The sequence below is a fragment of the Microbulbifer mixtoriginis (SeqCode) genome (assembly GCF_052466765.1).
In genome coordinates this window covers 4,193,366-4,215,441 of record NZ_CP174289.1, presented here as the reverse complement: position 1 = coordinate 4,215,441, position 22,076 = coordinate 4,193,366, and the positions used below count along the sequence as shown (strand labels likewise).

At 47.5% G+C, this 22,076-nt stretch carries 19 protein-coding genes; 7 read left to right on the top strand and 12 right to left on the bottom strand.

What is annotated here, in order from left to right:
- Positions 1 to 432 carry a nuclear transport factor 2 family protein gene (locus tag ACJJIV_RS18360; protein WP_252082292.1) on the bottom strand — a complete coding sequence of 144 codons (432 nt, stop codon included), beginning with the start codon at positions 430 to 432 and terminating at the stop codon, positions 1 to 3.
- Between the two features lie 147 nt (positions 433 to 579).
- Here ACJJIV_RS18360 and ACJJIV_RS18355 point away from each other — a divergent pair, with 147 nt between their 5' ends.
- On the top strand, positions 580 to 1,197 hold the full coding sequence (locus ACJJIV_RS18355) for a sigma-70 family RNA polymerase sigma factor (RefSeq protein ID WP_252082293.1): 618 nt from the start codon (positions 580 to 582) through the stop codon (positions 1,195 to 1,197).
- A 7-nt stretch (positions 1,198 to 1,204) separates the two neighbouring features.
- Positions 1,205 to 1,888: a ChrR family anti-sigma-E factor gene (locus ACJJIV_RS18350; protein ID WP_444889874.1), complete on the top strand. Its 684-nt coding sequence runs from the start codon at positions 1,205 to 1,207 to the stop codon at positions 1,886 to 1,888.
- 112 nt (positions 1,889 to 2,000) lie between these two features.
- On the opposite strand, the gene ACJJIV_RS18345 is transcribed toward ACJJIV_RS18350, so the two are convergent.
- A complete protein-coding gene (locus ACJJIV_RS18345) occupies positions 2,001 to 5,513 on the bottom strand; it encodes an indolepyruvate ferredoxin oxidoreductase family protein (RefSeq protein ID WP_444889873.1) in 3,513 nt (1,170 codons plus the stop codon).
- Between the two features lie 569 nt (positions 5,514 to 6,082).
- Between ACJJIV_RS18345 and ACJJIV_RS18340 the strand changes: the two genes are divergently transcribed.
- From ACJJIV_RS18340 to ACJJIV_RS18330, 3 genes are all read left to right on the top strand, one after another.
- Positions 6,083 to 6,565, top strand: coding sequence for an Lrp/AsnC family transcriptional regulator (locus ACJJIV_RS18340; protein ID WP_152456185.1), 483 nt, complete (start codon positions 6,083 to 6,085; stop codon positions 6,563 to 6,565).
- 257 nt (positions 6,566 to 6,822) lie between these two features.
- Positions 6,823 to 7,263, top strand: a complete 441-nt coding sequence (locus ACJJIV_RS18335; RefSeq protein WP_444889872.1) for a hypothetical protein — start codon at positions 6,823 to 6,825, stop codon at positions 7,261 to 7,263.
- Between the two features lie 96 nt (positions 7,264 to 7,359).
- Positions 7,360 to 8,142 (top strand): alpha/beta fold hydrolase, encoded by a 783-nt coding sequence (locus tag ACJJIV_RS18330; RefSeq protein WP_444889871.1) that lies wholly within the window; start codon positions 7,360 to 7,362, stop codon positions 8,140 to 8,142.
- 65 nt (positions 8,143 to 8,207) lie between these two features.
- On the opposite strand, the gene ACJJIV_RS18325 is transcribed toward ACJJIV_RS18330, so the two are convergent.
- The 5 genes from ACJJIV_RS18325 to ACJJIV_RS18305 form a co-directional block, all read right to left on the bottom strand.
- Entirely contained in the window at positions 8,208 to 9,869 is a 1,662-nt protein-coding gene (locus ACJJIV_RS18325; protein ID WP_252082302.1) for a D-arabinono-1,4-lactone oxidase, read from the bottom strand.
- A gap of 57 nt (positions 9,870 to 9,926) precedes the next feature.
- Positions 9,927 to 11,795: a carotenoid oxygenase family protein gene (locus tag ACJJIV_RS18320; RefSeq protein ID WP_444889870.1), complete on the bottom strand. Its 1,869-nt coding sequence runs from the start codon at positions 11,793 to 11,795 to the stop codon at positions 9,927 to 9,929.
- A 781-nt stretch (positions 11,796 to 12,576) separates the two neighbouring features.
- Entirely contained in the window at positions 12,577 to 13,041 is a 465-nt protein-coding gene (locus ACJJIV_RS18315; protein ID WP_444889869.1) for a GNAT family N-acetyltransferase, read from the bottom strand.
- Positions 13,042 to 13,436: 395 nt separating this feature from the next.
- A complete protein-coding gene (locus ACJJIV_RS18310) occupies positions 13,437 to 14,210 on the bottom strand; it encodes a hypothetical protein (RefSeq protein ID WP_444889868.1) in 774 nt (257 codons plus the stop codon).
- Between the two features lie 197 nt (positions 14,211 to 14,407).
- A complete protein-coding gene (locus ACJJIV_RS18305) occupies positions 14,408 to 15,796 on the bottom strand; it encodes an aminotransferase-like domain-containing protein (RefSeq protein WP_444889867.1) in 1,389 nt (462 codons plus the stop codon).
- Positions 15,797 to 15,914: 118 nt separating this feature from the next.
- On the opposite strand from ACJJIV_RS18305, the gene ACJJIV_RS18300 reads away from it, so the two are divergent.
- On the top strand, positions 15,915 to 16,856 hold the full coding sequence (locus ACJJIV_RS18300) for an EamA family transporter (protein WP_444889866.1): 942 nt from the start codon (positions 15,915 to 15,917) through the stop codon (positions 16,854 to 16,856).
- A 234-nt stretch (positions 16,857 to 17,090) separates the two neighbouring features.
- Here ACJJIV_RS18300 and ACJJIV_RS18295 read toward each other — a convergent pair whose 3' ends face one another.
- From ACJJIV_RS18295 to ACJJIV_RS18285, 3 genes are read right to left on the bottom strand one after another with little or no spacing between them, the layout of a single operon-like run.
- Positions 17,091 to 17,381 (bottom strand): jacalin-like lectin, encoded by a 291-nt coding sequence (locus ACJJIV_RS18295; protein ID WP_444891727.1) that lies wholly within the window; start codon positions 17,379 to 17,381, stop codon positions 17,091 to 17,093.
- Positions 17,369 to 18,112 (bottom strand): hypothetical protein, encoded by a 744-nt coding sequence (locus ACJJIV_RS18290; RefSeq protein ID WP_444889865.1) that lies wholly within the window; start codon positions 18,110 to 18,112, stop codon positions 17,369 to 17,371. The genes ACJJIV_RS18295 and ACJJIV_RS18290 overlap by 13 nt, the downstream gene beginning before the upstream one ends.
- An 11-nt stretch (positions 18,113 to 18,123) precedes the next feature.
- A complete protein-coding gene (locus tag ACJJIV_RS18285; RefSeq protein WP_444889864.1) occupies positions 18,124 to 19,083 on the bottom strand; it encodes a PI-PLC domain-containing protein in 960 nt (319 codons plus the stop codon).
- Positions 19,084 to 19,518: 435 nt separating this feature from the next.
- Here ACJJIV_RS18285 and ACJJIV_RS18280 point away from each other — a divergent pair, with 435 nt between their 5' ends.
- Positions 19,519 to 20,562, top strand: a complete 1,044-nt coding sequence (locus ACJJIV_RS18280; RefSeq protein WP_444889863.1) for an alpha/beta hydrolase — start codon at positions 19,519 to 19,521, stop codon at positions 20,560 to 20,562.
- A 33-nt stretch (positions 20,563 to 20,595) separates the two neighbouring features.
- Here ACJJIV_RS18280 and ACJJIV_RS18275 read toward each other — a convergent pair whose 3' ends face one another.
- Together ACJJIV_RS18275 and ACJJIV_RS18270 are read right to left on the bottom strand one after the other, a co-directional pair.
- Positions 20,596 to 20,922 (bottom strand): cupin domain-containing protein, encoded by a 327-nt coding sequence (locus tag ACJJIV_RS18275; protein ID WP_444889862.1) that lies wholly within the window; start codon positions 20,920 to 20,922, stop codon positions 20,596 to 20,598.
- Between the two features lie 244 nt (positions 20,923 to 21,166).
- Positions 21,167 to 21,649 (bottom strand): hypothetical protein, encoded by a 483-nt coding sequence (locus tag ACJJIV_RS18270; protein WP_444889861.1) that lies wholly within the window; start codon positions 21,647 to 21,649, stop codon positions 21,167 to 21,169.
- Positions 21,650 to 22,076 lie beyond the last annotated feature (427 nt).

Sequence of the window (22,076 nt, the reverse complement as noted above, 5' to 3'; positions counted from 1 at the left end):
TCAGCCCCGCTCCAGACGCAACTTAATCCTGCGCAACAGTGAGCCCAGCAGGGGCACCTGCTCGTACACCATTGCCCCCATGTCATAGAAATCTTCGTGATAAAACACTTTGTCGGAAAAGCGCACCAAACTACAACCGCGTAAACGCAGCGGCCGGCCGCCCTTCAAAGACTGGTGCGCATAGTGCATATACCAGGGCAAGCAAGCACTATCACGGGTAATGGAAGCCTCCTCAAAGCGAAAGCGACACTGGGTAAGGCCGTGGCTCATATCAGAGAAATAGGCCTTGAGGGCGGGGAGCCCCTCGATTCGGTGCAGAGGATCGCGAAACACAATTTTGTCACTGTACATATTTGACAGTTCCGCCGGATCTCTAACCAAAAAATCCCGATAATAAGACTGGACTTCTTTTACCAATGTGCGGCTGCTCATTTTCCCTTCCACTGTATTCCGCGGCGCTACCCCTCTGATTTACGTTAGCCTGCCAATGGCAGATCACAGCGCCAAAATAAAAATAACCCAATCCATTTAGTGCGCAGATGCGTAGTAAGGATCGACACAACATTAGAGAGCGCTAATATGGCGCATAGGCAAAGACAAAACGGCAATGGAATTGCGGTGAAAGCTTCCCAGGACTACAAGGATGACTGGAGCAGGCTGCTAACGCAGGTTGGCGCTCAGCGCGACCGCCAGGCGTTTGAGCGTGTTTTCCGACATTTTGCCCCGCTCATTAAGGGCTTCCACCACAGCCGCAGTACCCAGGCACTCAACGCCGAAGCAGCCGATGAGCTGGTACAGGAAGTTATGCTCAAGGTATGGCATAAAGCCCCCCGCTTTGACCAGGGCAAGGCCTCGGCCAGCACCTGGATATTCACTATTATGCGCAATTGCCGTATTGACATGCTGCGCCGCAACCAGCGCCATCAAAATCGCGACAACGATGTTGATGTGGCCGATATTTGGGATGAGAACCTGGAAAGCCAGCCGCTGCTGTTCTTACAACACAAGCGCAACGAGCGCGATATTGCCGATGGCCTCAGCGCCCTGCCCGCTGAGCAGTGCCACATTTTGGAAAAGGCCTATATGGAGGGAAAATCCCACAGCGAGATCTCCGAAGAATTACGCCTCCCCTTGGGCACGGTCAAATCCAGGGTGCGCCTGGCCATGAAGAAATTGCAAGCTCGGTTCGTCAGGTAAACATCCAATGATTCGCCATCACCCGGATGAAAACCTTCTGTTGGAATACGCCTCAGGCAGCTTGGCCAGGGGCCCCAGCCTGGTTGTTGCAGCCCATGTGCAGATGTGTGCTGATTGCCGATCCCAATTGCATACCCTGAACAATCTCGGTGGCTCCCTCCTAAATGGGAGCCCGGCGCAGCCATTGCAAGCCAACGCCTTCGAGCGCCTGATGGAACGTATCAGCCAGATCCCGGAGAAAATCCTCCAAAAAAGTGAAGAAAGCTCCACCCCGGCCCCGGTCAGCAGGGAACCGGCTATGGAGCACTTACCCAAAGTGTTAAATAAATTATTGGCCAGCAATCCAAACAGGCGCTGGAAGACCCTGACTCGCAACCTGCAAATATGCCGGCTCAAGTCTGGACAGAGAGAGTATGAAGTGGCTTTTCACAGCCTGCGCAGCGGCAGCGGACTACCGAAACACGATCACCGCGGGCGGGAATTTGCCCTGGTACTGCACGGCAGCTTTTCCGATCACAATGGTATCTATGGGCGGGGGGATTTCGTCCTGCGCGAACCGGGGCAGGTACACAGGCCCATCGCCACTCAGGACATGGACTGCCTGTGTTTTTCCGCAGTAGAAGCTCCGGTTTCACTCACTGGAGTCCGCGGTCTGTTTCTCAATCCGCTGATCCCCTTTCGGCCGGGTTAGACCCGATAGATTTTGCCTCCAGGCACACGGTAAAAAATATCACTGGCGTCCCTGCCATACATCCATTCCTTACTTATTTCCGATGCACTCTTTCCGTTGCTTACCCAGGGGCTCAGGAAACCGCCACCGGCGCCTGCTCCTTGTTCCCCGCGGTAAACTGGCTGAATAACTGCTGCCAGCGCTCCTGTACCTGGGCAAATTTCTGCTCACGCACATGCCCGTAACCGCGCACTTGCATAGGAATTGCCAGCAATTCCTGGGCTTCGGCAAGATTGTCAGCGCTCAGCTGAGCCGCTACCGATTGTACCGCTCGCGCCACCTGGCGTGCCCAGTCCCGTTCGGCGCGGCGCTCTTCGGTGTAGCCAAACACATCCAGCACGGAACCACGCAACGCTTTACCACGCGCCAACAATGGCATTAAGCGGCCCATCCAAGGGCCAAACTGCATCTTGCGCACCCGGCCACTGGCATCGGGACGTGCCAGCAATGGCGGGGCCATATGGAACTTGAGGGAATAATCACCGCTAAAAGTCTCGCGCAACTGACGCTGGAAATCCTCGCCGCTGTACAGGCGCGCTACCTCGTACTCATCCTTATAGGCCATGGCTTTGAACAAGCTGTTGGCTGCAGTGCGGGTCAATTCCCCCGTCGTGCCGGCAAGAGCCAGCTCCGCTCGGTATAAATGCTCGATACCCTGTGTGAACTGGTGAGCGTAAGCGGCATTTTGATATTCAACCAGCTCGCGGCTCAAACGCGCGATCAATTGCTCCACAGATTCCTGCGGCTCGATCATTTTTACGGGCTGCGCCGGTACCGCCAGCTTTTCTATCGCCCTCGGATCCGTCGCCAACAAGCGCCCTGCACGGAATGCGCGAAGGTTATTTTCCACCGCCACACCATTCAGTTCGATGGCCCGCTCCAGTGCCGCCTCACCAATTGGCAGCAGTCCCTTCTGACAGGCGAAGCCCATAATCATCAGGTTGCTGGCAACCGTATCGCCAAACAGTGCCTGTGCGTACTTATTCGCATCGAAGGCGAAATACTCAGCACAAAGGGACTCAATACTCTGTTGGGTGGCATCCGCCGGGAAAGCTAGTTCGTTGTCTCGCACAAAGGCCGCCACCGGCACCTCGGCCGTATTCACCAGCGCACGCATTTTGCCCGTGGCAAATTTCGGGCGCTGGCCCGCAGCGGTGACCATATCGCAACCGAGCAGCAGCTCAGCGGCGCCATCGCGGATACGCGCAGTAGTAATGGCTTCCGGGCGTGCACCCACTTTTACGTGGGCGACCACCGCACCATTTTTCTGTGATAGGCCGGTGAAATACAGCGTGGTACTGCCCTTGTCTTCCAGGTGCGCAGCCATACCCAAAAGTGCCGCCACAGTGAGTACACCGCTGCCGCCGATGCCGGCCACCAAGATGCTAATAGGTTGTTCCAGGGCTGCCACCGGCGCTGGCGGCAAATCGACAATGGCAGAATCCAGGGACTCGGCCAGAGACTGAACCGGCGGTTTTTTCAGCTCACCACCCTCGATGGTGACAAAACTGGGACAGAAGCCATCGGCACAGCGCATATCTTTGTTACAGCTGGACTGATTGATCTGACGCTTGCGGCCATAGGGGGTTTCCAGGGGCTCCACGGCGATACAGCTCGACTGCACACTACAATCACCACAACCCTCGCACACGCGCTGGTTAATCAGCAGGCGCTTGGGCGGATCCACCATCAGTTTTTTCTTGCGGCGCCGGCGTTTTTCTGCGGCGCACACCTGCTCGTAAATAATGGCGGTGACACCCGGCGTTTCACGCAGACGGCGCTGGACGGCATCCAGCTCTGAGCGGTCTAACACTTCCACTTTCGCCGGCAACTGGCCGCGGTGCTGATGCCAGTGATCGGGGTTTTCACTGAGCAGAACCACCACCCCAACGCCTTCTGCCAGCAGCTGCGCGGCCAGACTTGGAGCGTTTACCTCGCCATCGGCAGGCTGGCCACCGGTCATAGCCACCGCATCGTTGAGAAGGATTTTGTAAGTGATATTGACCTTACTGGCGACTGCCTGGCGAATCGCCAATAAACCGGAGTGGTTATAGGTACCATCTCCCATATTTTGGAAAATATGCTCGGCATTCGAGAAGCGGTGCAACCCCACCCAATGGCCGCCTTCACCGCCCATATGGGAGTAAGTATCGGTGCGCAGCCCCTTGCCCAGCGCCATGATATGACAGCCAATGCCGGCGCTGCCGAGGCTGCCCTCCGGCAGTTTGGTGGAAGTATTGTGGGGGCAGCCAGCGCAGAAAATTGGCTCCCGCGCCAACAGGCCTTGTGCTCGCTGAGGTACATTGCCTCCCAATTTTTCTGCCAGGGGGATCAAACGCTGTGCGAGGTCAGTATCTGCCAGCCAGCGGGTAATCGCCTTGGCCACCTGATCTGGTCCAAAACCCCAGATCGCCGGCAGCAGATCTTCACCATTGAGGTCCTTCTTACCGACCACTTTCGGGCGGCGGTTGTCCTCCCAGCCATACAGTAGGTTCTTCAACTGGTCTTCCACCAGCGGGCGTTTTTCCTCCACCACCAGCAGCCGTTCCATACCGTCGGCAAACTCACTGATACCGCGAGGCTCCAGGGGCCATGACATCGCCACCTTATAAATGGCAATGCCCGCCTGGCGCAGATCTTCCTCGCTCAGGTTGAGCAGTTGTAACGCTTCCAGCAGGTCCCCATGGGCCTTGCCCACAGTCACGATTCCAAAGCGCTTGCGCTCGCTTTCATGCGTTGTTTTATCCAGGCGATTGACATAGGCAAAGGCCTGCGCCGCCGGCAAACGCTCCTCCAGCATACGGCGCTCGTACTCCAGGCGCTCAGCGGGCCAATTCAGGTGTGGGTCATAATTCAAGCCATGGGCAGGAATGGGGAAGTCCGCCGGAATAGTGAACTGTGGCAAGCTTGGAACCACCAGAGAGGCACCGGCCTCTACCGTTTCGGTAATGGCCTTGAACCCTACCCACAGACCGGAAAAGCGCGAAAGTGCAATACCAGCGAGACCGAGAGTGAGATACTCGTCGATACTGGCGGGAAACAGCAACGGCATCATTACCGATTCAAAAATCTGATCGGTGTTGTGGGAAAACATGGAGGACTCAGCGGTGTGGTCATCGCCACACAATGCCAGCACACCGCCGAGTTTGGCGGTACCCTGGATATTCGCCTGGCGAAATACATCCGCAGTGCGATCCACCCCGTGGCCCTTGCCATACCAAATGGAAAAGACCCCATCGCGGGTAGCCTGCTCTCGGTAGTGATCGACTAGCTGGGTACCCCAAATGTTGGTGGCCCCAAGGTCTTCGTTAATACCCGGTTCAAAGTGGATATCGTGCCCAGCGAGTAGCTTCTTATGACGCCAGAGCGCTTGGTCGTAACCGCCGAGAGGGGAGCCCCGATAGCCGGAAATAAAGCCCGCAGTATTCAGGCCAGCCAGCTCATCCATACGTTTCTGCATGAGCGGCAGGCGCACCAGCGCATCAATACCAGTCAGAAAGACTCGGCCAGAATCACGGGTAAATGCGGCTTTGAGAGAATACTCGGTATCAAAGCCCAGCTCCTGATCGCCTTCGACCATTGCCATGGGTACCACCTATTAATTCATTATTGCTTTTCTTTTGCCCGGTTTGATGACGATAGCAACGGTGCCACATTTCTCTCGGCACAAACTGAAACAGCTCAAAGCCAAACCGAAGCATCTGCTTACTTGCCGCTAAAATTAACACCGCCCGGCCGGGCAGGTCATACCAAAATAAGCCTGGCTAGGGCATAATACGGACACAACTCGCTAAAGATCACAAACTACCAGCAACAATTCACTCAAAAAGTCAGTTTTTTAGGGATTCATCGAATAGGCCCTACACGGGGGCGCCACTGTAAGAGACGCAGAATCTACCCCTACACGTAACCACCTTCCTAGTTTGCAAGTCGGTTACAGGAAAGCTGAGTGAACGAGTAGGTGGTGGCTAGTCACTCAGCACAGATCTAGTGAGCGGATATTGATAACAAAGAATAAACGGTTTCACGGCGCAGTCATAAAACAGGATAATTGCCCAGAAAGGACTCAACCGGGATGTTTTGTCATACCGGCATGGCAGTGAAGCAGCCGGATAATCCGGTGTTCGTTCAGAGAGAAGAGATACGGAAAAAACCATGGCCTATTTACTGGATGCCATCGATAAAAAAATCCTGGAGATCCTCCAGGAGGATGCCACTATTCCCAATATTGAGCTGGCAGAAAAAGTCTGCCTTTCCCCCTCGCCATGCTCGCGGCGGGTCAAAAATCTCAATGAACAGGGATTTATCAAGCGCGCCGTGACCCTTTTGGAGCCCGAAAAAGTAGGCCTTCCAGTTAGTGTCTTTATTCAGGTAACCCTAAACCACCAAGTGAAAAAAGAGCTACAGGATTTTGAATCTGTTATCGGCCAATGGCCGGAGGTTATGGAATGTTACTTAATGACCGGTGACTTCGACTACCTGCTCCGCGTGGTTGTTCCCAACCTACAGGCTTACCAGGAATTTCTCGATAAAAAACTGACGGAGTTACCGGGTATTGATCATATTAAGAGTAGCTTTTCCCTAAAACAGGTACGTTACCGCACTGAATTACCGTTGGATCAGTTGTTGGAAAAATAAATTAGATAGAAATACCCTCCTGCCACTGTCCTGATAAATTTTTAAGGCAATCCTCCAGTTTAAAGCGCCTGAGTTATACCCGGGCGCTCTCGCGATGCAGATCATTTATTAATCAATCTTACTCTTGTTAATGGGGCCGATCAGGCTAACTCATTGAGAGACAGGCTCTCATAGATCATTGAATTATCAATGTACTTGGTCTGGGAAAAGCTATCGGCAAAAAAGAATATGAATAACTGGTATTTTAAGGGAAGTCATTGAAAGCAATAATCAGAAAGATCTTACTGGCCACGTCAATTGCAGGCGGCTCTATAGGAAGCATTATGGTTGCAGCAGATACCATGATTTCACGAGAATTAACATTCAATAAAGTAATTGGTAACAGCCTAGTATTTGCCTTTTTTGTATACTCAGTATACGCGGGCATAAAATTTTTGAGATTCCCTTCAAGCATTAAGCACCTTGAGCGGGTTTTTATTGCACAGATCCCCTGGATCACATCTCCTATTCTGAGTTTTAAACTTGCCACCGGAGTAGGCGCATCCTTTTTATTGATATATCCACCCTTCAGTGATACATATCGCCTGAGTATCGGTGCTGAATACTCACTCTCCCCATTAAGTGAACAAACTTGGGGGATTGGAGTAAACTTGGCCGCTATCAGCTTCTTGGCCCTTATCAGACTTTACAAAGAGTAAAACTTTAAGGCATAGAAGCGCAGGCCCAAGCTATTAGCGCTCTCTAATTCAGAGAGTGAAAAGTTAGGAATAAATAATAAAGCTTATATACCAAAGATGAAGCACTCACTAGAAAAACCTAAAGAAACTGTCCTCTTTCTTCATGGTGCACTTGCCGATGAAAGAATGTGGGAACCACACCATCGTATACTCGCAAAAGAATACAGGGTTGTTTCTCTCACCCAAAGACATTTTGGTGTTGATAATAAAGGCTCGAGTGGAAGTTTTGGCATTGAAACTCATGCCAATAATTTAATTAGTTTCTCAGCCACGCTTGGCGATGGCCCCATTCACTTGATCGCATGGTCTTATGGTGCTGATGTTGCCTTAAACGCAGCAATAAAAGCCCCCAAATTGTTCAAAAGCTTATTTATCTATGAGCCTGGCTATCCAGGACATCTGGATGCCAAGAAAATGGAGGCGTTTATGCAGGATGCCGAAGCCATGTTTGGCAAGGTATTCGAAGCGGTTGACAATGGTAAGCTTGAGGAGGCTGTGGCGTTTCTTATTGATGGTTCCGGGAACAGAGCTGGCTATTTCTCTTCACAAGCACCAGTACTTCGGGCCCAGCAACTGGAGAATGCTCACACCCTGCCCTTACAACTCTCTCAAACTGAAAAGCCCTGCCTGGATAAAGAGCACCTGTCGAAAATCCAAATCCCCACTACGATTGGATACGGCAGTAATACCAGAAATCTCTTTCAGATAGTATCCAAATCTGCTGCCAGTCACACGCCTTCATCTAAATTATTGCAAGCGGCTTCAGAAAATCACATGTTGCCAATAGAAAATCCAGAAAAGTTTTGCCTGTATATTAAAGAGCACCTTTCAAAGAATTAACATTCAATCATCAATAAAATAAAAAGGAGTGGTGAAACCACCACTCCTTTTGTATCAATACAAGCCTAATCTTTCTTACATATCCGCGCCTCGGAATACCAATTACCTGCTTGGCAAGTTGCCCCTTGCTCACAATGTGCATCGGTTCTGCAATAGCACTGACCGTCAGCATTACATTGGGGCGTTAGGTAATTCTCAAGAGGGTCTTGGCCACTAACCCGCTGCCAGAATGGATTGGTAAAGACATTCTCAGGATCCAATTCCGCCTTGGCATCAAGGAACTGAGACCATTTCGGGAAGCGCGAGGGCATATCCTCAAAAATAGCCACCGAATTCTTACCCCAGTGCGGTCTGGCGCCATATTTGCGCAGCGACATCTGCTCAATTTCCAGGTTTACAAAGTAGTTTTTAGGCACGGCCTCACCGCGCTGGCGCAGAGTATACTCGATACCTACAAAAGCGGTGTCGCGCCCAGCACTCATTCCCAGATAGCTATCGGAGGCCTTACCAAAGCGGAAGTAAATACCGTTCAAGGGGAAACAGGTGCGCTCACTGTGGGCAATAATCTGGCGCACATCGGCAATCCAGTTGGGCAGCTCCTCAAAAGGTATGGCCACTTCCTGCAAGGCAATCGGCAACTTATCCCAGACACAATTGTTCGGCTCTTTACAGACAAAATGCTGCATCAGATCCGCGTGCCCCGTGGGCTTGATGAATTTCTTTAGACCGGTATTTACATCGCGGAAATAAGAACTGGAGCGGGCCGTATAGCGCAGAGATGCGGCAAAGCACTGCAGGGCAGCACTGTCGGCTTCATGCAAGCTATCAAAAATCAGGCCAAAGAGATACTCGGAAAAATCCGAGACATCAGCTTGAGCGTTATAAGCATTGCCTCGGGTGTCCAAAGGAACCTTATTATAAGTAGTAACCGTATAGCGGCCGAGACCTGGGAACCAGGCAATATTTGCGGAGTGGTTATCCCGAGCCAAGCCCAAAATTACATTCTCCAGATCGCTGTCATCCCGGTGTCCCTTCACTTTGGCTTGTACCTTGTAGCCGGGTTCGGCTTCAATAGTCACTTCCACCACAACCCCCAAAACACCAAGGTTAACCCGCGCAGCATTGAGTAGTTCACCAGTGATTACACGCAGATTCCCCTTGCCATCAACGAGCTTTATCTCGGTGACATAGTCAGAAATCATATTGCTTTTCTGAGTAAAGGTGGATCCATGAGTGCCGCTGCCAAGCATCCCGCCAATCGAGAAGATCGCCAGCTCAGTAACCATCGGTACACTGAGTTCATGCTCACGCAAATAGGCTGCTAGATCATTAAAACGCATACCAGCTTGAACAGTTACCAAGCGGTTTTCTTTATCCAGGCTAACCACTTGGTTCATATTTTCCAGAGTGATTTGCACTTCGCCGTTGCCCGCACAAGCCGCGTCTATCTGGCTGTTAAAGCGCCGGGTACCGGTCATGACCTTGCGCCCCTGAGCGGCAGCATCGCGCACTATCGACTGTACCTCAGCGATTGTTGAAGGGTCATGAATAACACCGGGAAAACAATCCTGGGTGTCCTGATAGTTTTTCAAAACCTCAGGTACATCAATGGGGGGAGGTAACTGCTCCGCCGAAGCCCCCGCAGCAAAAAACAAACCTGCCGCACACAAGAAATTGGTAGCCCGGCGCAACAAATGGCTTCGCCCGGAGAGAAGTGGATGGTACATGCCTTTGCTTCCTTGTTGTTGCATTACTGAGTTGTTGTATTTCAATTAATGAAAAAATTAACCAAATCTAGGTAATAGCTCCCGATCGATTATTTCCTGAACATTGCGACTGTGATCAGGCGCTTTACTGCGCAGGAAATCCCCATATCCAGAACGGTAAGCCATAGCTGGACGGCGACCTATAGAGGGCACCCACAGGGCATGGTTAGTGGTAGCAAATTCCAAAGACTCACTGGCGAGGATACAGAGTGGCCCCCGGCTGAGTGCGGCAGCATCAAATATCCAGAACTCTTTACCGTTGGATTGCGCACTACTCGGATTTTTCCGAACAACCGCAGCAATTAGATAACCATCATTCTGCGCGGTGGATCCAGGCCGCGCCATAAACTGCGGAGTCCGCATCACACAGTCATCGGGGAACTGATAAGCATCGGCAATTTGCATGCGGGTGCAATCCATATGCACCAAAGCAGATGGCTTACTTTGCTCGGGCATATCCCAATAACTATAAAAACGTTCTGGGTAATTGCGGTATGCCCAGGAAACGCGCATAGAAACCAAATCTGGGCGGTAGCCCACCGCAGCCCAATACAGATGCTCAAATGTCTCTGGAAACTGAAAGTGCCCTCGATAAGCTGGGTCATTCATATCCCAAAGGAGGTTTTCATCGCGGATAACCCGGTAATCGTCTTTGATCTCCCGTGCAAAGTCAGACGTCACCTGAATTCTAGCCCGCACCAGACCTCCAACATCCACAGGCGCCGCCGGATAGCCGGACAACCACTTGGGCACTAGCCCACCCTCTTGGAATATTTCATAGCGGAACAGCTGTTCAGACTTGTCCATGGCTCCCATATACTGGCCATAGAGAGTGATTTCACCGGCACTGTCGTCATAGTTGCAAACAATATCGGAGGTATCAAAGCCCAGCTCCAGGTAGTCAGCAATAATATCCTCACGCCCAGGTACCATATCCGACTTGCGTATCACCCAACAGCGGGTTTTGTGTTCCTGCGGCAGCACAATATGGGTACCGAGAATACGAGTGGATTCGACCCTCGCCGCGGTCTCAAAAATAATGACATGGTTACGAGTAACCCCCAGGGAGTGGGAACTGGCCGCGATATAAGCGTTATTTCCCTGGCGATCACGAATATTCCAGCTTTTGAAAGCCCCCCGCTGATCCCAGGAAATCAAGCGAATAAAGCCCGAGCGACCGGAGTCACCCATATTGCCACCATAATTGATGGTAATGCACTCACCGGACGCCAAATCAAAGAAGGGGTGACCAGTAGTGCGAATTTGTGGGAACAACCACTTCTTTGGCGTTAGGTTATCCAACAGAGGAGGAAGACTGGATTCCCACTCTCCCACCTCACCAATAGGGGTTATCATTTCCAGAGTGGTAGCATCGAACTCATAGGGCACCCCCCCCTCATAGCTCATCGCAAAGCGGTTTTCCCCCATATAATTGGGGGCCGTATTGCAATAATTCATAAAGCCAAGATTTGGGCTGGAATAGATAGTTCCCCCCAGCAAATTAAACTTATCGAAACCACTCAAATCTTGCTCCTGCATAATTGCAGAGGCGGTTCTGATCATTTTTCGCGTATAAGCCACACTGCCATTACTGGCTCTACCACTGAAATCCAACCGGGTAAGCGCACCTTTTCCATTTGGAGTCAAATGGTTAGGAGCGAGAGGAATCCCCTCGGCCATCAATAAATGACCGGTAACATCATCAGGCAAGTTACCTTGAACCACCTTAAGGAAACCGGAAGAATCCTGCAGGCTGCCATCCATAATCGACTTTGGGAAGATGGAATCCTCTAGGCGATTACTTGCCTGAGCTGTAGAACTGGTCATACCAGCCAGTGGCAGTGCCGAAAGAGCACCTGCGGCTTTCAGAAGATCGCGACGTTTCATTATTTTCCTTGTAATAAAAACGGCCGACTGCTTTAACTGACCTTATGTTTATAAATTTAGCGCAATGTATTCATATTTGACTTTTAACACCCTTTTCACCAAGCGATATTTATTTATCATTTCCCAGCTTGGCGAGCACACCAAAGGTGAAAATATTTAAACCTGAGCGGCAGTTAATTATATTAAACCGCAAAAATCAAGAACGAGATGATGACACTGTTAACCAGTTTTTCCGTAAAGCATAAGCGCCCCACAGAACTAAACAGTCAGGCAAAATAATATCAATAAAACATCTACTAAATCATATTTCCGAGCGTTAACTCAGACGGAAATGAGAATCTTTTTCAGTACTTATTGTAATTCCGAACGTCTAGGTTAGAAAATCTCAAAGAGCCAAACTCTATTTTTATTACAACCACCATAAACCCCTAAATATTCACCACTAAAAAATCGTGCAACTTAATGACGCCACAACGATTCATTCAACCTTAAAGACTAAAACAGGGAGTTTTTCACCACCAAACAAATATTTACATTAATCGGCATAGCATATATTCCCCGTCCACTCTCAACGCTCAATGTTATAGAAGTATTATTTGCAGAAAGCTTGTTGAGGCACCCTTACAAAGTCCTAAATTTAAAGGATGAGAGCGAATTAATATAAACCTTCCCACCTTAATACACATCGATTTCTCAGCCTATATAGGGCCCGATACAATCAATAAAAACCGCAAGGAAAATAGACATGCAGAAGGTACCGAACTTTACAGAAAAATAAGGACTATAATTCCAGCTTCAACCTCTCCCCATTAGAGTTATCTGAAAATCCTTCCCGACGATAAAAATCTACCGTCCTGCTCCACTTGTCTTTCTCTGGTGTACTCACCTCCAAACGTGGCCACCCCTGCTCTCTTGCAAACTGAACCAATCGGTCCAGCATTTTATTACCAATCGACTGACTTCGGTATTCAGGTTCTACGTAAAACTCTTCAATTACGCCATAATACCCTCCAGCATAAATAGCTGTAGACCTAGAAACTGTTATAACAGCAACAATCTCACCCTCAACTCTATAAAGAAAAGCATTATAAGCACTCTCCCTTACCAGCAGCTTGTTACTTGCCTCAATGAGTTGATCAGGCTTGATTTCACGCTTATACCCCACCAAAGCCATTAATAGTTTGGCAACTAGATGCGCTACTGTATCGGCATGCTTTGGCGTGGCAGTTATTATTTCACCCTGCATACTTCTACTCCCTGAATTTATGTATCAAAAAATAAGAACCTTCAAAAGCCTGAAAATGTGATCACATTTTCAGGCTATCAGCCTAAAGCACTTATAGCAAGGGGAAACAAAATACTGTCCCTAAAATCTATATTCAGCAAAAGGGGTATTTTTCAGAACAAGGGGAGAGGCGGTAGCCAAAGCTTCTCAGGAATTACCTTCATACTGAGTAGCTGAAACCAGTTGTTTATTCCCTCAGCTTAAAAAGTTAGAGAATACTTTGAAATGGGACCAGGGACAGTCAGGTGTATTAGCGAATAACAAGCCTATCTTATTGGGCCAAGGAAAACAGGGAAATATCACAAAGACACAAAAAAAGCTCCCACTTGAGGAGCTTTCACAACCATCAATACTTATCAGTCCCAGCGATTAAATACCACATGCATTCCGTGGTTGTCATCACTAACAAATACGAAATAACCTGCATTGGTATGCCTGGAAGCACATATTTTAGTACCGCCAGAGGTCTCAGAACACTCCATTTTATTGGCTTCAATACCTATCGTTTCATAGGCACATTGATTAGATTGTCCCGCCAGATTTTGCACCAGATCACGTGTAGTTCTAGCCAACACAAATCGATAATCACCAAAGTAACGGTAATTATAGGTATCCAGGTAATACGCCTGGGAATCCACACCAGACTTTAGAAGGTCTGAGTAACACTTCGCAGGATTGGCCATCCACAGCATGTCCATGTCATTAGAGGTGTGAACTGCAGGCCAGTTTTGCTGGTCATGCTTGGAAAGGACTACATTGGTGGAATCAACGTAGTCTTTTACAACAACATAGTCACCTTCATCACTTTCTATACGGCAAACTGGCGCACCACCGATAAAATCATCACACTGTACATCATCTAATGTGATTTGAGTGGTCGAAGTGATACAGCTAGAGGCAAAGTTTTTTGCCCAGTTTTTCACCGCGGTAACGGCATACTCGCGCTTATCTTCAATTTCATAGTAGAAATCTGAAAAAATGCGATACACCTCACGGTCATTTGTATTGCTCTGAGTCGCAGCCTCGGAGCATTGGCTAAAATTCGGCAAATCAAACGTTGTGTTGGCCTGTGCAGGAATAGCAGCAGCAACAGCCATAGCTACTACAGATAAGGATGCAATGGTTTTCATTCGAAATCCTCCATGAACTTACTCTCTCAAAATCGTCGCGGATTCTAGCAAAGGGAAGCAATCGAATGAAACATTTTTGTAATATGGTGACAGAGCAGCCATTGCTAACTAAAGTTGATCCCTCTGAAGTCAGTAGCTACTTGGTGCAGGCACATAACAATAAACTTACGAATGCCTTCCGGACTAAGCTGTATAGCTTATGCAGCAACACTTCGATTGATCAGTTCGACCAACTGCTCCAGCTGTTTTTTTGCCTGGGAATACTCACCATTATTATCCATCAATGGAAAACCACAATTAATCCTCAAGCAGTCTTTATAGTAATTCAAGGTACTAAAGCATACTCCGGTTCGGATATCCAAGAGTTGCCTCTTTAAAAGAATCGCGAATTCATCCTCATTTAACCCGGGAACTTGAAGCCATAAAACCAATCCTCCTGTTGGCATGCTAATCCGCACCTTTGGGATGAGATGGTCGGCCAGGAAATTACGATACTGATCAACTTGCTCCCGCAACCGGGGTCTCAATGTCGCCAGGTGCTTAGCATATTGCCCACTACTGATAAAATCAGCCAAGCTCAATTGGAGTGGTGAATTTACCCCCAAGCTCTCGAGTTGACGTTGCTGCCTGTAATCATTTAAATATCGTCCAGGCAAACACCAACCCAGTCGATAACCAGCACTCAGTGTTTTTGATATAGATCCACACCATAATAAGTATCCCCCGGTATCCCAATGGTATGCAGGGAGTGGAGGGGCTCCCCGGTGATCTAACTCATGGTAGACGTCGTCCTCGATAATCGGGATTCGGTATTTATTCGCTAACCCAGCCAGCTGCTGTTTCTGTTCGACACTGAGACTAATACCGGTTGGGTTCATATGGCTAGAGGTAAAAAGCCCAGCCCGAACACCGCCTTTTTGCATCTGTAACTCCATCTGTCGCAAATCTAAACCATCCATTGTGGATGGTATCTCTACGACAGTCCGCCCCATTCCCCCCAGGAGCTGAAGTAAACCGCTATAGCAAGGAGAGCTGACCGCTACTGCATCCCCAGGTTTTGTCGTTACTTCCAGTGCTGTACGTACAGCATCAAGACAGCCATTGGTTATCACCAGATCAGAAGCTTGGAAATGGAAACCCGAAGCGCCAAAGTGCTCACTGAGAGAACGACGCAAAGGCAATTCTCCTTGCACATTAGGATAAAGACACACCCCGCTCCCCTGACTACGTGAAGCGCGACGTAAGCTTCGCTCTAACTTAGAAACAGGCTGCAACTCTACAGATAGCTGAGTTATTCCCAGTGGGCCTGGCTCCTCCGAATGAAAGAAATGATCCGCAATCGGTGTCGTAGTCTGGCAAGAAAAAGCGGGCATCTCAGGAGGCCCAGAAACATCCAAAGGTTTTCTTACATAAAAACCTGACTGCGGTAAAGCCTGAATCCATCCCGTCTCCTCCAGATAACGATAACAATTCAATGCGGTAGTCAGGCTAACCTCATTCACCCTAGCAAGCTGACGTAGAGAAGGAAGCTTTTGTCCTGGCTGCACCTTTCCCTGGCGAATATCTTCCACTAAATGATCAGCCATTTTCTTGTACCGCATCATACTCCCCAAACTCAATTAACCTTCCAGCCCCTTATTGGGCAGAAAGTAACAAACTGTATACTTTTTTTAATTGAAATCTGTATCTGTCCCTAACCTCAGAATGCACAGAAACTATCCCGATATCAATGGGACAGTAGTTATGAGATACAAAGATTTGAGCCTTGGAATTTTCGTGATGGCTATTTGGGGAGTCAACTTTATTGCCATTAAAGTGAGTACGACTAATCTCAATCCACTACTAGTTACCGCGCTGCGCTTCACTCTTGCAGCAATACCGGCCATTTTCTTTATTCCCAAGCCGCCCGTTGCCTGGCGCTATATCCTCAGCTATAGCCTGGTCTTTGGCACAGGCATCTGGGGACTTGCTACTTGCTCACTTACTGCTGGGCTCTCTCCAGGTATGGCATCACTGCTGCTCCAGCTCAATGCAGCAATTAGCGTATTACTTGGCTGGCTGATCCTTAAAGAGACGGTCAGTGCACAAAAAATATTGGGAGCCAGCCTGGCAATCTTAGGATTATGGATTGCTTTCCTTATTGAGGATGGCAGTGTCAGCCCCCTCGGGGTGGTGCTAGTGATTCTGGCAGCAACTTGCTGGGGTATCAGTGGTCTGATTGTCAAAGCGGCCAATACCAAGGAGGTTTTCGCTTTTATTGTTTGGAGCCTTCTGTTTGCTCCCATCCCTTTACTGGTTCTTGCGTTGGCTCTGGAAGGTAAAGAGGTTTTAAACAACCTTATTAAAATTGATAAGCTTACCCTAGCCTCAATTCTATTTCAGGCTTGGCCCACCACCTTACTAGGCTATTGGATTTGGAATCGTTTGGTTGTCATTTACCCTTTATCGACTATCGCTCCTCTTACCTTGCTGGTACCAATTTTTGGTCTCCTAGCTAGCTGGCTTGTTTATCAAGAGCCTCTGGGGATAGTGAAAATCTGTTCAAGCTTATTGATCATTTCTGGGCTCATTGCGGGAGTCATAAAGTGGGATAAAGTGAAATTGAGCAAAAAGAAGCAAGCAAATGTGCCCATAAATATTCAATAAGGTTTTAGAGTAATTGCGGATTGGGCCTCCCAACCCGCCCTCACCTCCGCCACCTAGGGCAAACAAGAAGGCGTAGTAAAGAAGTATTTTACCTCGTAATCACTACAATTCTCTGTTGCACAGAAGAAACGATAATTAGAACCGAGATTCCCCACTAATATACTCTCTCCTGTAAACCTGTAATCCAGTTTGGAATCAGCCAAGCGAGCAACAACATTTACGACATCTTTCACGTCACAGGTATTGTGAGATATTACCTGCCGCTTTGTGTTCATTAAAGCTTTCGTAGTCAATGCCACCAGAGGAGGGGTTGTCATTATTGAGCCATTCCGTTGCGTAATAGCCAGCATTGATCAAAGAACTGGAAAGCTTGTGCACACCCAAAGCAATAACTTCATCCCCCTGGCGCCCATGGAAAGCAAATATCTGCTGGGTAGAGGTAGAAGAATAGCTTTTACAGGAACCCTGCTGCATGCCACCTGAAGCTGTCTCCCCTGTACTGGAAGTCAGTTTTAAATAATAAATACTACCGGAACTGTACTTTTCATCATCCCAGCAGATTTTAACATCATCGAGTATTCACCACTGGCGGAGTCAATACTAAGGACAGAGCCCATTGAGCCACCATCTCCGTCACCATACTCAATGCAAAGTTCATGATCGCTCGCATTTGCATGGCTGACAGCCTGCTGGAATTCATAACAAGCCTTTAACCCATCAATACGACTTCCAGAGCGAATTTGTACCGATTTCAAATTCATAGTGCCGCTACCAAGCAATTTACGCTTGATTAAATCGATGGAATCAAATGCAGCACCACCAGTGCCACCAATCGCATCCTTTTTGAGGTAACCATAATCAGAGTAAGCATCCTGGCTGGCAAGCCAAAAATCCTCAAATACCTTATAATAATTTACCCAAACCGAAGTTGTTATGCCCTTAGTATTTCTTTCAGCATAGAGTTCAGTACTTTCAAGGGCATTATAAGGCATACCGTATTGATAGCCCTCTGCAGCACAAGCGCTATAGCCATCAATCCAGACACCGGTGGACTCACTGATGTGCCAATTTCTATTAGCATCTACACACGCAAATACACGGATCGTAGAGCAATCATAATCTCTAATCTCCCCATCATTAGTTAGCCAACTACAACTGTGCTCGGTACCCGGTGAGTCATCTCGCCAAGACCAAAGGTAATCTTCAATTTGTGGAGCTTTAGATGCTCCAATGGTTGTTGCATTGGCTTCAACCAAAGCCAACTCTATCAGCTGGTAACCTGCCTGTGCTTTTTCTTGGACGGTATCACCATAAATTTTGATATCACTCTTACTGTACTCCGTAGTCGCATCCAGTGCGACACTGAAATTTCCATTTTATAGTGGGTGGTAGCGCTGCTATTACCATCAGAATCCGCTGTCAACTGGCTGGAATTTTTAGCCAAAGGTTCATTGGAGGTTAGATTGCCAGCAGCATCCATTTCATCTACGCCAATCCAGACATTCCTTAAATACTTGCTTGTTTTGGATTCATCGTGATAATCACAAAGATTATTATCCCCTGTGTGCGGATACTCTCTAGGTACCTGAGTAAAAAAAATAATGTTTCGCCCTGCATCCAGCACATCTTGCTTGCTTAAAGTTTGCACTGGCAATGAAGCGCAATCCCCTTCCGCGTAACCCCAGTCAGTTGGCTTGAAAACATAGTCCCCCAGGCGACTCTCAATCTTTTCACCAATTTTGTTCCTAAAATTCTGATGATAATCTGAATCATAAGCTTCGAATTTTATAAATAACACTTCATCCTGATTATCCTCAAGAAAATCCGTGATCTCATCAAAGCCATCCCCGAGAGTTGCCGCTGTGCCTACCATGTATATGCACATAGTGGCCTCTTCAAGTCCCATATGACACATGTGTGGAGTAGAACTAAACGTGGATGAAGGGTAGCTATCGTACTCCACTAGGCGGATACCACGATGGAACAGCTTCTCAGGGGCATACCATTGATTAACATCGGTATATACTCCTTGATCCCACTGGAAAGAAGCATAGGCATTATGTGCCCCTGCCCATAGCGTTTTTGACAACGGTGCCCTAGTATCAATTTGTCCCTGCAAATCCAACCGATGCACCTTTGCATCCCCTGAATCAATTTCTCCAGCAGCCATCATCGATACTGAGATTCCCGGTAAAAAAATAGATAACGAGTTAATTATTCTTAGCATTATTTATCCCTGACAGATCGTTTGATAGTGAAAACAAAAAATACAGAGTGTCACTCCAGTTTTTCGGAGGTTGGCTAGCGCTGGCGATTCAATAGGAAAATTACCCTAAAAGACCGCAGTAAAAGTGAATCCTTAACGTTACTTAACCATTCCATAATGCATACACATTTTTGGATAGGAGGGTTGAGAGGTAATTTGAAAATTATTACTCTGGGTCTTTCTTATTTTTTAACTATTACTTCACACACCTAGTAGCTGCTCACAGTCAATCTATAAAGCTATTTTTCATAAAATTTCACAATAGGCACAAATGAATTATCGCTGAACGCTATCATTTAGGTATGATTGTAAAGTTTCACTTTTACTTCTGAACGTCCCATCTGGATGAATGTTACCCCCCGAGGCAACACTGGATTCAGGCAGCATTTCCAACACATGGATGAAAAAATAGACGAAGCTATAAGTGTCCAACCTTTTCCAATAGAAATACCCTACCGTCAGTACCAAGCCACAAGATACGGAAAAATCATGGCCTATACCGTTGACAGCCAATTCAGCCAAGCAATCGAGCAATTTAGGGCTTTACTGGAATCCATAGAGCCAATAGCAGTAGGTGATGTGGCCACAAGACGTGAGGTTGGTGAGCATGTTCTCAGAGAGGTATTTCAAACCCACCCCATGCCAACCGATGTATCAATAGAAGATTTTCTGGTAAAGCTGCCCGATGAATCCAGCATCTTATTGCGGTGGTACTGTAAACAAAACTCAACGCCGGGGTCAGCGGTACTCTACTTACATGGTGGGGGCTTGATCTTCAATGATGTAGGAATATACGACCGATTAGTCGAAAACTATGTCTCAAAGAGTGGGGTGCCATTTCTCTCAGTGGATTACCGCAAAGCGCCAGAATATCCTTTTCCAACCCCCATTGAGGATTGTTACTCGGCATTGTGCTGGCTCCATAAGAATGCCAAATTGCTGCAAGTAGACCCCAACAGGTTAGCTGTTATGGGCGATAGTGCTGGTGGAGGGCTGTCTGCGGCACTGACCATCCTAGCAAGGGACAGGAATGGCCCTTCTTTAGCAAAACAAATTCTTATATATCCAATGCTTGATGACCGGAATACTGTGGAGGACCCAAAGCTGGCTCCCTATGTACTTTGGACTAATGATGACAACCTTACCGCTTGGCAGGCTTATCTCGGAGAAACAATGGGTACAAGTAAAGTAACCGCTGTTGCCGCTCCAGCTCACCTAAAAAACGCGGAAGGATTGCCCTCCGCATATATTGAAATTGGGGAATTGGACATTTTTCGCAATGAAAATATTGAATATGCACGCTTACTCGCCAATGACGAGGTAAGTACAGAGTTCCACTTGCGTCCAGGCGTTAATCACGCATGGGAGGTATTTGCACCTACAATCCCAATCTCCATTAGAGCCATGAATGACCGTATTCGGGTTATTCAATCTGTTTGAACTCAATAGATTTTTCTGGAGAAATTAAAGGCTTTACTCTTTATCTTTATCTTTAGCTTGAAACCAAAACTCGATTTCATCTGTATCCTCTTCAAATGAAGCAGCATGTTCAGTATTTGCCGGAACATGGTACCAATCGCCAATTCCAAAGCGCTGAACAGCACCATTCATACTTAGTATCAACTCGCCTTTCGTAATTACCCCATAATTATCAGTCGCATGCGTATGATCTGGAATAACCGTTCCCGCCGGATATGATGCAAAAAGAACATCACTTCCTTTTGCCTCCAACTTGTAGGCATCAAACCGACCATCATAAAGAGGTAGCTGCTTAATTCCATCTGGATAACTTCCTGACATTCTGGATACACTCCTTGTATTAAACTCTGAGCCCCGCTCCTGCAAATAAAATATTAGCCCAGGAAGATAAAGAGCGCACTATCCGAAATAAAGTAACACAAGACATTAGCGGCTGCATCTAACCTATAGAGAAAAAATCGTTAATCAAAGAGAGGCAAAACTCAAACAGACACTGAAGAAACCAATTATATTGATATATTAAAGCAACCACCTTAGATACAGCGAATTGCCTTTCTATTTTATTCTATCGTGTTTTAATTTCTATTGAGAATTCCACCCCCTCCAATGACTGAAGGTAATCAGGATTTTCAGGATCGTTTATTAGCTTACCACTAAAAGAGACATTCTCAGCCTTTTGCTGCGTCTCAAAAAGATTAGGCAATGTGCTTTTTCTGGAGAAATCATACTTCTCAACTGAAGATACGCCCTTCTCGAAAGCTGCACTGATATCTATCGGCCTAGCGCTTTTTTCAGTGGCGAGAGCGCTTTGAGGGCCATGTTGGTTATCAGGAGTTTCAGTGTGATCTTCTACACTTGAAATATCATCTTTAGATAGCTCAGAGGAACTAACAAAGTCCTGTAATTGTTTTTCCTGCTCCAGCGTCCCCTCAACGACCTCTTCAGTACCAAGCCTAGCTTCCCCCCCAGATTCAACTGAAAGTGACTCGGGCCTGCCACATGAAGCCAAAATCAACAACAAAAGGGCCACTAAAAAATATTTAAACATAATTATTAGCCTAGAGCTCACAGCTTAGAATTCTTTACAAAACCAGTGGGTCTATATCTAGGGTTCGGTACACATCTATAATGACACTATCTTAGCATAAGTCATAATTCGATCAGCAGAATACAGTGAGTCTAGGAGGTTATCCTAAATATCATCTTTTTGAAAGGTAGTTGTTCTCAATACCTGTGCAAAACGTTAATAGACAGTCAGAATATTGACTATGTAGATATCACAAGACCAACCAGATTATATACTCTTCTGCAATATATGCATTTCGATAGAATTCCAGAGGGAATAGCCATCTCAGCCACTCCGACCAAAACACCAACAACCCTACCAACAATATAATTTATGAATAAGAAAAATAAAAATTAAATCAAAAACTTCACTAAAAACCACTTGGAAATAAATATTATTGCTCAAATTA

Bases quoted from the DNA above. Each gene is read 5' to 3' on its own strand.
- ACJJIV_RS18275 (WP_444889862.1), bottom strand. From the start codon at position 20,922: ATGTCAGGAAGTTATCCAGATGGAATTAAGCAGCTACCTCTTTATGAT.
- ACJJIV_RS18285 (WP_444889864.1), bottom strand. From the start codon at position 19,083: ATGCTAAGAATAATTAACTCGTTATCTATTTTTTTACCGGGAATCTCA.
- ACJJIV_RS18330 (WP_444889871.1), top strand. From the start codon at position 7,360: ATGAAGCACTCACTAGAAAAACCTAAAGAAACTGTCCTCTTTCTTCAT.
- ACJJIV_RS18345 (WP_444889873.1), bottom strand. From the start codon at position 5,513: ATGGCAATGGTCGAAGGCGATCAGGAGCTGGGCTTTGATACCGAGTAT.
- ACJJIV_RS18320 (WP_444889870.1), bottom strand. From the start codon at position 11,795: ATGAAACGTCGCGATCTTCTGAAAGCCGCAGGTGCTCTTTCGGCACTG.
- ACJJIV_RS18355 (WP_252082293.1), top strand. From the start codon at position 580: ATGGCGCATAGGCAAAGACAAAACGGCAATGGAATTGCGGTGAAAGCT.
- ACJJIV_RS18315 (WP_444889869.1), bottom strand. From the start codon at position 13,041: ATGCAGGGTGAAATAATAACTGCCACGCCAAAGCATGCCGATACAGTA.
- ACJJIV_RS18350 (WP_444889874.1), top strand. From the start codon at position 1,205: ATGATTCGCCATCACCCGGATGAAAACCTTCTGTTGGAATACGCCTCA.
- ACJJIV_RS18280 (WP_444889863.1), top strand. From the start codon at position 19,519: ATGGATGAAAAAATAGACGAAGCTATAAGTGTCCAACCTTTTCCAATA.
- ACJJIV_RS18305 (WP_444889867.1), bottom strand. From the start codon at position 15,796: ATGGCTGATCATTTAGTGGAAGATATTCGCCAGGGAAAGGTGCAGCCA.
- ACJJIV_RS18325 (WP_252082302.1), bottom strand. From the start codon at position 9,869: ATGTACCATCCACTTCTCTCCGGGCGAAGCCATTTGTTGCGCCGGGCT.
- ACJJIV_RS18300 (WP_444889866.1), top strand. From the start codon at position 15,915: ATGCACAGAAACTATCCCGATATCAATGGGACAGTAGTTATGAGATAC.
- ACJJIV_RS18340 (WP_152456185.1), top strand. From the start codon at position 6,083: ATGGCCTATTTACTGGATGCCATCGATAAAAAAATCCTGGAGATCCTC.
- ACJJIV_RS18270 (WP_444889861.1), bottom strand. From the start codon at position 21,649: ATGTTTAAATATTTTTTAGTGGCCCTTTTGTTGTTGATTTTGGCTTCA.
- ACJJIV_RS18310 (WP_444889868.1), bottom strand. From the start codon at position 14,210: ATGAAAACCATTGCATCCTTATCTGTAGTAGCTATGGCTGTTGCTGCT.
- ACJJIV_RS18360 (WP_252082292.1), bottom strand. From the start codon at position 432: ATGAGCAGCCGCACATTGGTAAAAGAAGTCCAGTCTTATTATCGGGAT.